The organism is Kribbella sp. NPDC051586 (assembly GCF_044453965.1).
Taxonomy (GTDB): domain Bacteria; phylum Actinomycetota; class Actinomycetes; order Propionibacteriales; family Kribbellaceae; genus Kribbella.
This window is the reverse complement of sequence record NZ_JBITDF010000003.1, coordinates 730,034-744,403: the sequence shown is the minus strand read 5'-3', so window position 1 is coordinate 744,403 and position 14,370 is coordinate 730,034. Positions and strand designations below refer to the sequence as shown.

Below are 14,370 nucleotides of genomic sequence, written 5' to 3'. Positions count from 1 at the left end.
GGGACTTCTACTGGGGCGACGCCGACGAGGGCGGAGCAGGCTTTCACGAGTACCGATACTTCGTGAAAGGGATCAAATGTCTTCGTCAGCGTCCTCCAGGCCCACCCGGCGCACGGTCCTGTACGGCGGACTCGCAGCAGGCACCGCCCTGGTGGCGTTGGGCGACCGCGCCGAGGCCGCCCCGTCACTCACCTCCGCCGCGGGCCCGGGCGGGATCCGGCCGTTTCGTTTCACTGCGTCCCGTGAGCAGCTGAACGACCTGCGTCGCCGGGTCGCCGCGACCCGCTGGCCGTCCGAGGAACTCGTCGGCGACCGCTCGCAGGGCGTGCAACTGGCCACCGGCCAGGCGCTGGCGAAGTACTGGAACAGCCGGTACGACTGGCGGAGGTTCGAGGCGAAGCTCAACCGGCTTCCGCAGTACACGACCGAGATCGACGGCGTCGACATCCACTTCATCCACGTCCGCTCCCGGCACGCCGACGCGCTGCCGCTGATCATGACCCACGGCTGGCCCGGCTCGATCGTCGAGCTGCTCGAGACGATCGGCCCGCTCACCGATCCGACCGCGCACGGTGGCAGCGCGGCGGACGCCTTCCATCTCGTCCTGCCGTCGGTTCCCGGTTTCGGCTTCTCCGGTCAGCCGACCGAGACCGGCTGGGAGCCCGGCCGGGTCGCGCGTGCCTGGGACGAACTCATGCACCGCCTCGGCTACCAGCAGTACGTCGCCCAGGGCGGAGACGTCGGCGCGGCCATCACCGACACCCTGGGGCGCCAAGCACCGGCGGGTCTGCTGGGCATCCACCTCAACCTGCTCGTCCCGGCCCTCGGCGGAGCCACCGAGCCGACGAACACCGCGGAGGAACGGGCGGCGGCCGCCGCACTCGCCGAGTTCGGCCGGACCGGCAACGGCTACCTGATCGAGCAGTCCACGCGTCCGGAGACGATCGGCTACGCGCTGCTCGACTCGCCGGTCGCGCTGGCAGCCTGGATGCTCGACCACGACACCGACAGCTACTACAAGATCTCCCGCGCGTTCCGTGGCGGGCCGGTGGCCGGCAATCTCAGCCGTGACCACGTCCTCGACAACGTCACGCTCTACTGGCTCACAGGCACCGGCGTATCGTCCGCCCGCGCGTACTGGGAGAGCGCCGCGGCCCGCGCGGCCGGCGGCGGCCAGACTCCCCCGCCGGTCAGCGTGCCGGTCGGTTTCAGCGCCTTCCCCGGCGAGATCTTCCAGGCGCCGCGCAGCTGGGCCCAGAACTCCTACCCGACGCTTGCCTACTACAACAAGCCGGCCCGGGGCGGCCACTTCGCGGCCTGGGAGGAGCCGCAGCTGTTCACCCAGGAAGTCCGAGCCGCCTTCCGCTCATTGCGGTAGCAGCGGTGGCCGGCGGTGGGCCCAGGGGCGGGCCGACTCGAGCTGGGCGGCGAGGCGGAACAAAGTCGCCTCGTCGCCGTACCGGCCGAGGAAATGTACTCCGATCGGCAGGCCGTCCGCGTTCCAGTACAGCGGAACCGACATGGCCGGGTTGCCGGTGAGGTTCGCGACGACACCGGCGTACGCGACGGTTCGGCCGCCGGCGCGCCCCGCGCGCAAGGGATCCTCGGCGGTCGAGGTGATCTCGCCGATCGTTGCCGGCGGCATCGACAGGGTCGGGGTCAGCCAGACGTCGATCCCGGTCAGCCACCGGGCGACCACACGGGCGAAGGCCTGACAGTCCTCGATCGCGAGCAGGTAGGCGGCCGCGGACACCCGCCGCCCACGCTCCCAGTACGCGCGGGTCAGCGGCTCGAGCTCGTCGTCGGCCGGGAGGCGGCCGAGGCGGCGGACCCAGTACTCGCCGATCCACGCCGTCGCCGCGTCGAACACCGTGCCGATAGCCTTCCCGACCGCGGGCGTCAGACCGGGCAGTTCGGTCTCCACCAGCTCGTGGCCGAGCGATGCGCACAACGCGGCCGCGTCATCGAGTGCCGCGACACAGTCCGGATGTGGCGTGCTGCCGTCGGGCGTCTGCGCCGTGTAGCCGATCCGCAGCCGCCCCGGATCGATCCCGGCCTCCACGGCGAACGGACGGTCCGGCAACGGCACCCCGTACGGGTCGCCGAGCGCCGGACCGGCGGTGGCATCGAGCAGTACGGCGCTGTCGCGGACCGAGCGGGTGAGCGCGTGTTCACAGGCCCAACCGCTGATCGCGTCGCCGTACTCCGGACCGAGCGGGTTGCGTGCCCGGGTCGGTTTCAGGCCGAACAGCCCACAGGCCGACGCCGGGTAGCGGATCGACCCGCCCAGATCGTTGCCGTGCGCCATCGGCACCAACCGGGCCGCGACCGCCGCCGCCGAGCCGCCGCTGGAGCCGCTGGTCGACCGGGACGGATCCCACGGGTTGCGCGTCGGCCCGAAGGCGATCGGCTCACAGGCCGGGACCATGCCGAACTCCGGCGTGTTGGTCTTGCCGAGGATGATCAGCCCGGCCCGCCGCCAACGACGTACCAGCTCGGAGTCGTGGCCGGACACCAGACCGCTGACGAAGCGTGACCCCTCGCTGAAGGGCGCTCCGGCGATCTCGGCGACCAGGTCCTTGGCGAGGAACGGCACTCCGCCGAGCGGTCCCGACGGGGCGAGACGGGCCGCGGCAAGAGCCGTGTCGTACAGCGGGGTGATGACCGCGTTCAGGGTGGGATTCAGGGCCTCGATCCGTTCGATCGCGGCGGTGGTCAGCTGGTACGCCGTGACTTCGCCGCGGCGGACCAGCTCCGCCTGGGCGACGGCATCAAGCTCTTCGGTCCCGATCTGTGTGCTCATGCCCTATAGGCGCTGGATGCCGCCTAGCGGATCGCGAGGCGGGATCTCGCGCCTTCGCGGTAACAGCACCTGATCAGAGGAGTTCCATCATGAGCACTTTGCAAGAACAGCCAGTCACCGACGCGGCGGTCGAGGAGCAGATGGGCAAGATCCTGACCGAACTCGGTGCGTCGCTGGGCGTCCTGCTGACCGCCCTCGGCACGCGGAGTGGACTCTGGGCCGCGCTCGCCGACGCGGGTCCGTTGACCGATCGCCAGGTCGCGGCCAAGGTCGACGTACACCCCGCGCTGGTCCGCGAGTGGCTGCGGGCCCAGGCAGCCGGCGGCTATCTCGAATACGACCCGGCCGGCGAAACCTTCGTCCTGCCGGCACCGGTCGCGGCCGCGATCCACTACGGCCCCGGCGGAGCGCTCGTCGACGCCTGCGCGACCATGCTCTCGTCGATGGGCGAGGGCTTCGGCGCGTTCAGCGAGGCGTTCCGCACCGGACAGGGATTCGGCTGGCATCAGCGCACCGCCGAGCACTGGCACGGTACGGACGCGTTCACCAAGATCGCCCTGCCCGAGGAACTCATCGCCGCCGCCATCGGTGCGATGCCGGCCGTGGTCGAGGCGCTGTCCAGCGGTGGCACGGTCCTCGATGTCGGCTGCGGGTACGGCACACCGACGACGGACATCGCGAAGTTGTACCCGGCGGCGCGGGTGCTCGGCATCGACTACCACGACGCCTCGGTCGCGCACGCGCGCGAGCAGGCCGGGCCGGACAACGTGCGATTCGAGGTCGCAGCCGCCGCCGATCTGCCCGGCTCGGACTACGACCTGATCACCTTCTTCGACTCTCTGCACGACATCGGTGATCCGCGCGGAGCGCTGGTCCGGGCCAGGTCGGCGGTCGCCGATTCCGGGATCGTTCTGCTGTTCGAGCCGCTGGGCGCCGACGACGTACAGGACAATCTGAACCCGACCGGCCGCATGTTCTACGCGGTCTCCACGCTCGCCTGTACTCCGAACGCCGTCTCGCAGGAGACCGCGACGTCGTCCGAGCCGCTCGGCGCCCAGGCCGGCGAGAAGCGTCTGCGTGCCCTGGCGGCGGAGGCGGCCTTCAGCCGGGTGGAGAGGCTCGACGTGCCGGCGCCGCTCAACCTGGTCTTGGCGCTACGGCCCTGACGACTGATGATGACGCTATGAACTCACGGGTGCGGCTCGTGGGCCGGGAACCGGTGCTGGCCGCGGCCGACGCCGTACTCCGGGACGCCGCGTCCGGGCTCGGCCAGTTCCTCCTGCTCAGCGGCGAGGCCGGGATCGGCAAGACGGCCGTCCTGACCGCGCTGGCCGATCGGGCCGGGCAGGACTGGACCGTGCTGCGCGGTATCTGCCCGGACGGTGGCGGCGCTCCGCCGTACTGGCCGTGGTCCCAGGTCCTGCGCGCCACATGCCTTCCGGTGGGCGACCTCGGTGCGGCACGCCGGCTGGTGGAGCCTGACCCGGACGCCGGCGTACCTGGGATGGATGCGGCGGCGGCTGCCGATGCGGAGTTCCGGGTGTTCGAGGCTGTCGCACAGTGCCTGTCGGCGCTGGCAGCGGACCGTCCGGTGCTGGTGGTTCTGGATGACCTGCACTGGGCGGACTCCGCGTCCTTGCGGCTGCTCGGGTTCCTGGGCCGCGCGCTGGCCGGCAGCCGGGTGTTGCTGGCCGGCGCCTACCGCGATACCGAGGCGCCGGCCGACCTGCTGCAGGTGTCGGCGGCCGCTCAGCATTTGCCGCTGCACGGGCTGGGCGCCGGCGAGGTCCGCGACCTGGTCGCGTCGGTAGCCGGGCGGGAGTCGTCCGAGCTGCTCGGCGAACAGGTCTGGAAACGCAGCGCGGGCAACCCGTTCTTCGTTCGCGAACTGGCGCGGCTGATCGTCGCGCAGGGTACGCCGCAGCCGCCGATCCCCGCGAGCATCACGGAGACACTGCGGCGCCGGCTCGCCAGGCTGTCGACCGACTGCGTCCGCATGCTCGAGCGCATCGCCGTCGCGGGGACCGACGCCGACACCGGCCTCCTCGTCCGGATCGGTGCTGCTGGCAACGAAACCGAGCTGATCGGGCTGCTGGACGAGGCGCGCCGGGCGGGCGTGGTCACCGCCGAGCCCGGCGTACCGGCACTGGCCCACGATCTGTACCGCGAGACGATCCTCCGCGGCCTGAACGCCGGGACCCGGAGTGAGCTCGACCTGGCCATCGGCCAGGCCCTGCGCGAGCGGTCGGGTAGTTCGGCCCGGATCGCGGCCCACCTCCTCGCGGCCGGCACCGGAGCCCGTGGGGAGGCGATCGAGTACTGCGTCCGCGCCGCGCGCGAGGCCACCACCCGGCTCGGCCACGACGATGCCTGCGGCCACTACCGCCGGGCCTTGCAGGTGATCGCCGTCGAAGGACCCGACGTACTGCAGCCGGTCCTGCTGGTCGAACTGGCCGACTCTCTCGCAAGAGCCGGCCACGCCGACGAGGCCCGTGAGCAGTACCTCGCCGGCGTCCGTGCGGCGGGCGATGCAGTCATCGTCGCGCGCGCCGCACTCGGCATCCACGCGCTCGGTCACAGGTCGGGTGCGCACCAGGCCGAGGCGCTCGAACTGCTCGAGGAGGCCGCTGCCCGGTTGGCGACCACGCAGGGATCGCTGAGTCTTCAATCCCGGCTGTACGGCGCGATCGCCAGATTGCTCCGGCACGGCTCGACCGCTGTCCCCGACGAGAGGGTGGTCGCCGCGGCGGAGCGGGCGGTCGGGCTCGCCACCGCTGCCGGTGACGACCGAGCGCTGGCCGAGGCGCGACTCGCCATGCATGATGCGCTCTGGACTCCGGGCACCGCGGCGCGAAGGCTCCCGCTGATCGACACGATGCTCGACGCGGCAACAGCGGCCCACGACGTCGACCTGATTGCCCAGGCCCGTCAACTGCGGGCGGCGGCCCTGTTGGAGCTGAGCGATCCGGCCGGACGCGACGAACTACTCACCTACATCGCGCTGGCAAGCCAACTGGGCCACGCCCGCGGCCGATGGGGTGCACTGACCCGGCGTGCCACCTTCGCCCAGCTCGCCGGCCAGGCCGAAGAGGCGGCCCGGCTGGGCGAGGAGGCGCTCGGACTCGGGCTGGCGATCGGCGAACCTGACGCAGTCGGCTGCTTCTGCACCTCCCGCTGGTCATTGGTCGCGCTCGGCGTACCCGAGCCGGAAAGCTCGCTGGACCCCAGTGACCCGCTGTGGCCGATGTTCCCGCTGCTCAAGGCTTGGCCGCTCGCCGTCCGCGGCGAGTTGGAGGCCGCCGCCGCCGCACTCGGCGACTTCAGCGTGCTGGACATCGCCATCTGGACGGGTCTCGAAGGACTCGCCGTGGCGGCCGTCGTCTTCGCCGCGGTCGGCACGACGGCCCAGCGGACCTGGACCTACGAACAGCTTCGGCCGTACGCCGGAACGCACGTGATCGTCGGCGGCTGTGCGTCGTACCACGCTGCCGTCGACCATCATCTCGGCGCGCTGGCCGCCTCGCTCGGTGACCTCGATGCGGCGGAGGAGCATTACCGCGCCGCGCTCGTCCTGCACGAACGACTCGGCGCGGCCGGTTGGATCCGGGTCACGGAACGGGCGCTCGCCTCGCTCGCGACCAACGAGTTCCGGCAGGTCGAGGGGCTGTGGCAGCTCGGGTACGGCGGGGTGCACGTTCAGGTACCCGATTCAAAAGGCTTGCGCGACCTCGCCGTCCTGATCGGTGCTGAAGGCAACGATATTCATGTGTCGGCCCTGATCGGCTCCGGCTTCGTCGGCGCCGGCGCGGACCCGGTGCTCGACGAGACAGCCAAAGCGCGGTACAAGGCGCGCCTCGACGAGTTGGGCGAGCAGATCGAGGACGCCTCTGATGCCGAAGCCGGGAAGCTGCGCGCCGAGCGTGACGCCCTCATCCACGAACTCGCCGCAGCCACGGGTCTCGGGGGCCGCTCCAGGCGTCTGGACGACCAGACCGAACGAGCCCGGAAAACCGTCAGCGCCCGCATCCGCGACGCACTGACGAAGCTCGACCTGGCCCATCCAGCCCTCGCCGCCCACCTCCGCGCCTCGGTACAACTCGGCACCGTGTGCGCGTACTCCCCCAAGCCGGCAACGACCTGGCGCCTGCGCTGATTGTTGAGGTTGTGTTGCAGTGGCGGCTGACTGCTCAACCTGTTGGGGGTGATCGGGCGTCCCAGTTTGCATTACTGGGGCGATGTGGAAATTCTGGGGGAATTTTCAATGGGTACGGTGCAGGTTCTCGCACGTCCGGATGTTGTTGTGCTGCCGGAGAAGTTGCCGTGGATGCGGCGAATTTTCAAGCATCCACGGTTGATGCAGAGCAATCGGCTGGCTCTGTTCGTCGTGGTTGCGAATGTTGTGGTGTTGCTGGGCGGAATACATGAGGTCGCCGGCCTCGCGTTGGTTGCTCAGGTGAATTTCGCACTGGGAATTCTCGTCCGGCAGCAACTCGTCGTGAATTGTCTCTCCCGCTTGGTGACGCAGGTCCCGAAGTCCTGGCCGCTGCGCCTGCGGTGGGGGTTGGCGAAGGGCTATCACCTGGGCGGATTGCACGTCGGCGGTGCTGTCTGCGGCACCTTCTGGTTCCTCGGGCTGACCGTCGCCGCGATCGGGCAGGTGAGCTCGGCGCTGCAGTTCGTGTACTGCGTGCAGGTGGTCCTGCTGCTCGCCATCGTGATCACCGCGCGGCCGAGCGCCCGCGCCATGCACCACGACCGCTTCGAGCGAATCCACCGGTACGGCGGGTGGGCTCTGTCGATCCTGTTCTGGATCGGCGCACTCCTGCTCGCGGACGAGCGGCCCGGCCCGCTGCTCGCGGCAATCGCCAGTACGCCGACCGTGTGGGTGCTCGTCGTCACCACACTCAGCTCGCTGGCACCGTGGATGCTGCTACGACGGGTCCCGATCGACGTCGTACGGCCGTCGGCCCATGTCGCCCTGGTGCACTCGCGACACGGCATGCCGATGGCCGGCTCGTCACGCTCCATCGCACGACACCCGCTGCAGCAGTGGCACAGCTTCGCGGTGATCCCGACGCCCGGTGTACCAGGCTTCCGGATGGCGGTGTCGCGAGCCGGCGACTGGACCGGCGAGTTCATCGACAACCCGCCGTCGCACATCTGGGTGCGAGGCGTCGCGACCGCGGGGATGGCGAACTACGGCATGGTGTTCCGCCGAGTGGTCTACGTGGCCACCGGAAGCGGCATCGGGCCGATCCTCGCGCACATCCTCGCGAGCCGCGTGCCCAGCAAGCTCGTCTGGGTCACGCGCGACCCGGTGAAGACCTACGGGCAGAGCCTTGTCGACGAGATCCTCACCGCGCAGCCCGACGCCCTGATCTGGGACACCGACGCCAACGGCAAACCGGACATGGTCAAGCTGGCCTACTCGGCGTACGCCGACTCCGGCGCGGAGGCGGTGATCTGCGTGTCCAACCGCAAGGTGACCTGGACGGTCGTGCACGGACTGGAACAGCTGGGCATCCCCGCGCTCGGTCCGATCTGGGACTCTTGAGATTAAGCTGGCGCGATCATGGGGTCGACGATGCCGGACGCCGGGGATCAGTCCCGGTTGCGGCAACTCAACGAGCGGGCCGTCCTTGCGGCTGTGCGATCCGCCGGCGACGTCCGGGTCGCGCAGATCGTGGCGCAGAGCGGGCTCGGGCGGACCGCGGTCGAAGAGGTACTGTCGAGTCTGGTCAGCCGGAGCTGGCTGGTCGAGGAGAGCCCGGCGATCCGTGGCCGCGGGCGTCCGGCGCGGAGCTATCGGTTCCGGGCCGAGGCGGGGTCCGTCGTGGGGCTCGACATCGGGGCGTTCTCCGTTCGTGGGGTGCTGACCGATCTCGACGGGCGGATGCTCGCGATCGAACGGCGATCCGTGACGCCGGAGACGCCGCGGCGCGACCGGCTGGCCGCGGCGGACGAGGTTGTCGCGGCCTGCGCGCGCGAGGCCGGCGCGCCGGTGTGGGCCGTCGGCGTCGGTACCACCGGGTTGGTCGATTCCGCCGGGATCGTCGTACACGCGAACGCGATCCCGGACTGGGCAGCCACCGACCTCGCGGAGTACTTCGGCCGATCGGCGCAGCTCGTTGTCGTGGACAACGACAGCCAGCTCGCCGCCCTGGCCGAACAGCGTCAGGGCGGCACGGACATGGTGTTCCTGCACGCCGGGCGGCGTACGGGTCTGGCGCTCGTGCTCGACGGGAGGTTACGGCGGGGTGCGTACGGCGCGGCGGCGGACATGTCGGCGCTGCGAGGTGTCGCCTGGGAGGCGGCGCTCGAGCATCTGCACGCGGTCGTGCCGGCGGAGACTCCCGAGACGGACAAGGCCGAGCGGGCGTTCGCTGCCGCCCGCGACGGCGATCGGGCGGCCGTGAACGCCGTCCGGAAGTATGCGCGGGCGATGGCGGTCGCGGCGGCCACAGCCATCTCGATCGTCGATCCACGGATGCTGGTGCTGGGCGGGGCCTTCTCCCAGTCGGCCGACGTACTGATGGATCCACTCGCGGCCGAGCTGGCCAAGCTCTGCCCGCGTGTGCCGGAGCTGCGGGCCTCGTCGCTGGGTGCACTGTGCGTGGCGCTCGGCGCCGCGACCCTGGCTCTCGACGCCGTCGACGAGCGGTTGCTCGCGGCCTCGCGGGGCCCGTTGCCGCTACTCGCTGCGGGCAGCCTGCACTCCCCCACGCGCTGACCGGCGTTCGCCGATTGTTCAGTCAGCCGTTGACGCCTGCCCGGACGGAGGCTATTAATGTCGGAAACAGGCAATAATGCGCACTAACGCGCGTCCCTCCCCCAGGAAGTAGGTTCGCCGTGAACAGACGGATCCGCCGCCGGACGTTCCTCACCACGACCGGCGCGATCGCCACCGCCGCCGCGGTCGGCGACATCGCGTACGCCAGTCCGGACGCCGTCGACGAGGCCGCAGCCGCCGGGTACGTCGACGTACAGCTGCTCAACATCACCGACCTGCACGGATACCTGCAGCCGACGACGCCGAGTCAGGGCAGCGTGATCACCGGCGCGGGCGGTGTCCAGGTGACGGTCGGCGGCGTCGGGTACCTGGCGACGCACCTCAAGCAGCTGCGCGAGGGCCGGCGGAACTCGCTCTTCTTCTCCTCCGGGGACAACTTCTCCGGCTGGCCGTTCGAGGTCGACGCGCACGCCAACGAGCCGACGGTCGAGGCCCTCAACGCGATGGGCCTGCAGTTCAGCACGGTCGGGAACCACGAGCTGGACCACTCGGCCAAGTTCCTCATCGACCACATGGAGCACGGCGCGCCGTACCCGGTGAACGGCCGCGACGACAACTTCGTCGACTCCACCGGGCACCGCTTCCGCGGCGCGGACTTCCGCTTCTACACGGCGAACATCGTGCACGCGGACACCGGCCGGACGATCCTGCCGCCGTACAACATCGAGTGGGTCGACGTGGGGCACGGACGCAAGTTGCCGATCGCGTTCATCCACCTCACCGTGATGGACACCCCGACCGGGTCCACGTCGTACCAGCCCGACATGCGCTCGCTGTCGGACGTCGAGCAGGCCAACAAGCTGGCCGCGCAGCTCAAGAAGCGCGGCGTCAACGCGATCGTCATCAACATCCACGACGGCGGCGTCGCGGGCAACGACTACAACGCCGGAACGAACCCGTCCGGGCCGGTCTTCCAGCTCGCCGCGCAGGCCTCGCCGGACATCGCCGCGATCGTGACCGGGCACTGGCACTGCCGGTTCAACATGATGGTCCCGGACCCGAACGGCGTACCGCGTCCGGTCGTCGAGGCCGGCAACCACGGGTCGCTGATCAACGAGATCAACCTCAAGCTCGACCCGCGGACCGGTGCAGTGATCCGTGAGCTCACCACGTCGACGAACCACGCCAACACCCGCGACGTGCCGGTCGACGAAGAGCTCCAGTACATCGCCGACTACTGGACCGCGAAGGGGCAGAAGCGCTACGCGACGCCGCTGGCACGGGTCACCGGCGACTTCACGCGGACGCCGAACGCGTCGGGCGAATCCACGATGGGCAACCTGGCCGCGGACTTCGCCTACTGGGACGCGAACCAGCACCGCGACGGACGCGCCGACCTCGCGCTCATCTCGGTCAAACCGGTGTCGGGGTCGAACGCGCTGACCGGTGACCTGCTGTTTGCCAAGGGCACCAACGCGGCCGATGCCGACGGCACCGTCCTGTTCGGCGAGGCGTGGAACGCGTTCGGCTACGGCAACCCGGTGCTCACGGTGACGCTGCCGGGGACGCAGCTCCATGCGGCCTTCGAGGCGCAGTGGGTGCCGCAGGCCAACGGCACCGAGAAGTTCGCGCCGTTCGCCGTGTCGCACAACGTCAGCTATACCTTCGACACCGCGAAGCCGATCGGCCAGCGGGTCGACCCGGCAACCGTCCAGATCAGCGGCAAGCCGCTGGACCTGAACCGCGACTACCGGGTAGCCGCGCTCGCCTACACCCTGATCGGCGGCGACGGCACCCAGGTCTTCACCGGCTTCACCGATCCCTACCGCAACGATCGGGACCACGAGGGCTTCATCGCCTACCTCCGCGCCAACCCGACCCTCACCCCCTCCACACTCGACCGGGCCCGGCCCGCGACCTGAGCCGGAGCGGTCGTGTCGGACTGGTCTTGTCCGGTTAACGGTCGAGTCGGGGGAAATCCGGTACTTGACGGTCCGTCCGTTTTACGGTGGAAGTGTTCGCCTGGCGGTATACCCCACAAACCGGACCTACTGATCGAGAGTGCAGACCGCGCGACCCTCATCCCCGAGACGTGCTGGTGCCCCATCGGTCGTACTCAAGGCCCGGCGCCGCCAGGCGGGCCCGTCTCGGGCCTACCTGGCGGCACCATCGAACGCATGATTCAGACCGGGGCGTGCCGCTGGCGTGGTTGTTGCCGGCAGCAACTCCGATCGGGTTCGCTGTTAGTTGTCCCTGGAGCTCATCGGCACACCTCCTCTCGCGACGTCCGGCACAGGGTTGTTAGTTGTCCCGGTTGCTCACGGCATACCTCCTCGAGCTACCACTCCCTGTTGGCCATCTCTTCTCCTCGCCCAGAAGCAACAGCCTCATCCCGGTATCCCCGGGCGGCCAACACTTCGGATGCGGTCGAAGGATCGGCCGCTCGATGCGGGAAGCTTGGTCGCATGACTCGAAGTGAGCAGCGCAGTCCCGCGCTGCAGGGTGCCGCGTTCGGTGTGTCGATCTTCAGCTTCTTCGCCCTCGGCTGGCTGGGCTGGGGCACCGGCGGTCACCTCCCGACGGCTGCGCAGATCGCACTCATGGTCGTTGCCGCGCTGGTCTCGGTCGCGCTCGCCGCCTACGCCTGGCAACGCTGGCGCACCACGCCGGCGCCACCCGCTCCCCGCACCGAGCGCCGCCTCTCCGGCCGTACGTTCGGGCTGATCATCGGCAGCGAGTGGATCGCCCTCGCGATCATCTCCGGCGTACTGGGCGGCACCGGCCACCCCGACCCGATCCCTGCCGTCATCTGCGCCGGCGTCGGCCTCCACTTCATCCCGCTGGCCCGGCTCTTCGGCGTCCGCGCGTACTACGCCACCGCCGCCGTCATGTGCCTGCTGACCGTCCTCACCTTCATCCTCGCCCCCTCCAATCCAGCCCTCTGGACCGTGCTCCCCGGCATCGGCGCCGCCATCACGCTCTACGCGACCTGCCTGACCCTCCTCACCTTGGATCCCCAATAGCAGCGAGGGTCTGGTTGGTGGTCGGGGCATTGACGCGGTGAGGGGTGAGGAGGAATGTCGGGGTGGCTGATGCATGAGCACCAGGGGGAATCACACCGCATTGCCAGGGGGAATCATGGCCAGGAAGTTGTTCGAAGACAGCGTTGTCCCGCTGCCACCAGATGACGGCCTCGCAGCCAACGGGCTGGTCGTCCAAGCCACCGCGCCGAGGAACGCGAGCGAGACGATGGAGGTCATGTTCTCGCTCGCCCTGCCCGAGCAGGACCAACGCAACCTCGAGGACGCGGTCGCCCGCGGGGAGGTAGTACCGGCGAGCGAACTCGAGTCCTTGAAGACAGCGGACAAGGACCGCGCCAAGCTGGAGAAGTGGCTGGCCGGGCACGGGTTCGCCGTCGACCACGTGTCCGACGACGGGACCAGCGTCTACACCACGTCGACCGTCGACAACCTGGCCAAGCAGTTGCAGGTCGACATGGTCCAGGTCACGAAGGACGGCCTCACGTTCACGGCAGCCCGGAACGCGCCGAGCCTGCCGTCGACCGTCGGCGACGGCGTACAGGCGATCATCGGCCTGCAGCCGTTCCGGCACGCCAACAAGCATTTCCGCGCTGCTCCGGGGCCGGCCGTCCCCGCTGCCCAGGCGGTCAACGTGCCGAACTCGCCGCCGTACCTCGTCTCCGAGATCCTCAGTGCGTACGGCGCGAGCGGCCTCGACGTGGACGGCTCCGGGCAGACGATCGCGATCCTGATCGACACGGTGCCGAAGACGTCGGACATCACCGCGTTCTGGAAGGCCAACGGGCTGACCAGCAGGCCGTCCCGGGTGAAGAAGATCAACGTCGGCGGCGCGACGCTGCCCGCGACCTCCGGCGAGGAGACGCTCGACGTCGCCTGGTCCAGCGGCATCGCGCCCGGCGCGAAGATCCGGGTGTACGCCAGCGGATCGCTGTCGTTCGTCGCGCTGGACCGCGCCCTCGACCAGATCATCGCCGACCTGCCGAAGAATCCGGGCCTTCGGCAACTGTCGATCAGCCTCGGTCTCGGCGAGACCTTCATGGGCGGTCCGCAGGGCGAGGTCGCGACCCAGCACGCCAAGTTCCTGCGGCTCGCAGCGGCCGGGGTGAACGTGTTCGTCTCCAGCGGCGACGCGGGCTCGAACCCGGACCAGACCGGTCACGGCTCGCACGGGCCGCTACAGGCGGAGTACGAATCCTCCGACACCGCAGTCGTCGGCGTCGGCGGCACCTCGCTGCACCTCACGGACCAGGGCACCGCGGCCAGCGAGACCGGATGGGCCGGAAGCGGCGGCGGCACGAGCGTCTTCTTCCGTCGACCCGCCTGGCAGAGTGCGCCCGGCGCACCCAAGGGAAAGATGCGGCTGGTGCCGGACGTGAGCCTGGCGGCCGACCCGGGCACCGGGGCCTTCCTGGTTCTCAACGGCATGGAGCTGCCGCACGGCGTCGGCGGCACCAGCTGGAGCGCGCCGGTCTGGGCGGCCTTCTGTGCCCTGATCAACGAAGCCCGCACCAAAGCCGGCCAGGAGCCGCTCGGTTTCCTGAACCCACAGCTCTACCCGCTCGCCGGCGGCGCGTGCTTCCGCGACATCACCGCCGGGACGAACGGCGCGTTCACGGCCGGCGCCGGCTATGACCGGGTCACCGGCCTCGGGGTCCCCGACGTCGCCGAACTGATCAAGGCGCTGAGCTGAACCACCCAGAAGAACCAGGAAGCTCTCCGGAAAGAAGTTTGCGATCAGTGGCAATTAAGTTCCGGCAAACTGGTCCGCCCTGCCGGCCTCGGGCTCGCCTGGGACT

The 14,370-nt window shown here is 70.0% G+C and carries 9 protein-coding genes; 8 read left to right on the top strand and 1 reads right to left on the bottom strand.

The window, feature by feature from the left end:
* Positions 1-76: 76 nt before the first annotated feature.
* Positions 77-1,378, top strand: a complete 1,302-nt coding sequence (locus ACIA58_RS22300) for an epoxide hydrolase family protein (protein ID WP_396405659.1) — start codon at positions 77-79, stop codon at positions 1,376-1,378.
* Here ACIA58_RS22300 and ACIA58_RS22295 read toward each other — a convergent pair.
* Positions 1,367-2,803 (bottom strand): amidase, encoded by a 1,437-nt coding sequence (locus ACIA58_RS22295; RefSeq protein WP_396405658.1) that lies wholly within the window; start codon positions 2,801-2,803, stop codon positions 1,367-1,369. The two genes, ACIA58_RS22300 and ACIA58_RS22295, sit on opposite strands and share 12 nt — an antisense overlap.
* A gap of 89 nt (positions 2,804-2,892) precedes the next feature.
* On the opposite strand from ACIA58_RS22295, the gene ACIA58_RS22290 reads away from it, so the two are divergent.
* The 7 genes from ACIA58_RS22290 (at position 2,893) to ACIA58_RS22260 (ending at position 14,264) form a co-directional block, all read left to right on the top strand.
* The gene (locus ACIA58_RS22290; protein WP_396405657.1) at positions 2,893-3,969 is read left to right on the top strand and encodes a class I SAM-dependent methyltransferase; all 1,077 of its coding nucleotides are present in this window, start codon (positions 2,893-2,895) and stop codon (positions 3,967-3,969) included.
* A gap of 17 nt (positions 3,970-3,986) precedes the next feature.
* Entirely contained in the window at positions 3,987-6,956 is a 2,970-nt protein-coding gene (locus tag ACIA58_RS22285; RefSeq protein ID WP_396405656.1) for an ATP-binding protein, read from the top strand.
* Positions 6,957-7,064: 108 nt separating this feature from the next.
* Positions 7,065-8,357: a hypothetical protein gene (locus ACIA58_RS22280; protein ID WP_396405655.1), complete on the top strand. Its 1,293-nt coding sequence runs from the start codon at positions 7,065-7,067 to the stop codon at positions 8,355-8,357.
* An 18-nt stretch (positions 8,358-8,375) separates the two neighbouring features.
* The gene (locus tag ACIA58_RS22275; RefSeq protein WP_396405654.1) at positions 8,376-9,533 is read left to right on the top strand and encodes an ROK family protein; all 1,158 of its coding nucleotides are present in this window, start codon (positions 8,376-8,378) and stop codon (positions 9,531-9,533) included.
* 119 nt (positions 9,534-9,652) lie between these two features.
* A complete protein-coding gene (locus ACIA58_RS22270) occupies positions 9,653-11,455 on the top strand; it encodes a bifunctional metallophosphatase/5'-nucleotidase (RefSeq protein WP_396405653.1) in 1,803 nt (600 codons plus the stop codon).
* A gap of 543 nt (positions 11,456-11,998) precedes the next feature.
* Entirely contained in the window at positions 11,999-12,556 is a 558-nt protein-coding gene (locus ACIA58_RS22265; protein ID WP_396405652.1) for a hypothetical protein, read from the top strand.
* 115 nt (positions 12,557-12,671) lie between these two features.
* Positions 12,672-14,264 carry a protease pro-enzyme activation domain-containing protein gene (locus ACIA58_RS22260; protein WP_396405651.1) on the top strand — a complete coding sequence of 531 codons (1,593 nt, stop codon included), beginning with the start codon at positions 12,672-12,674 and terminating at the stop codon, positions 14,262-14,264.
* The last annotated feature ends 106 nt before the right edge of the window (positions 14,265-14,370 follow it).

Excerpts from the sequence above, each read along its gene's own strand:
- ACIA58_RS22275 (WP_396405654.1), top strand. The coding sequence starts at position 8,376 with ATGGGGTCGACGATGCCGGACGCCGGGGATCAGTCCCGGTTGCGGCAA.
- ACIA58_RS22260 (WP_396405651.1), top strand. The coding sequence starts at position 12,672 with ATGGCCAGGAAGTTGTTCGAAGACAGCGTTGTCCCGCTGCCACCAGAT.
- ACIA58_RS22280 (WP_396405655.1), top strand. The coding sequence starts at position 7,065 with ATGGGTACGGTGCAGGTTCTCGCACGTCCGGATGTTGTTGTGCTGCCG.
- ACIA58_RS22295 (WP_396405658.1), bottom strand. The coding sequence starts at position 2,803 with ATGAGCACACAGATCGGGACCGAAGAGCTTGATGCCGTCGCCCAGGCG.
- ACIA58_RS22290 (WP_396405657.1), top strand. The coding sequence starts at position 2,893 with ATGAGCACTTTGCAAGAACAGCCAGTCACCGACGCGGCGGTCGAGGAG.
- ACIA58_RS22300 (WP_396405659.1), top strand. The coding sequence starts at position 77 with ATGTCTTCGTCAGCGTCCTCCAGGCCCACCCGGCGCACGGTCCTGTAC.
- ACIA58_RS22265 (WP_396405652.1), top strand. The coding sequence starts at position 11,999 with ATGACTCGAAGTGAGCAGCGCAGTCCCGCGCTGCAGGGTGCCGCGTTC.
- ACIA58_RS22285 (WP_396405656.1), top strand. The coding sequence starts at position 3,987 with ATGAACTCACGGGTGCGGCTCGTGGGCCGGGAACCGGTGCTGGCCGCG.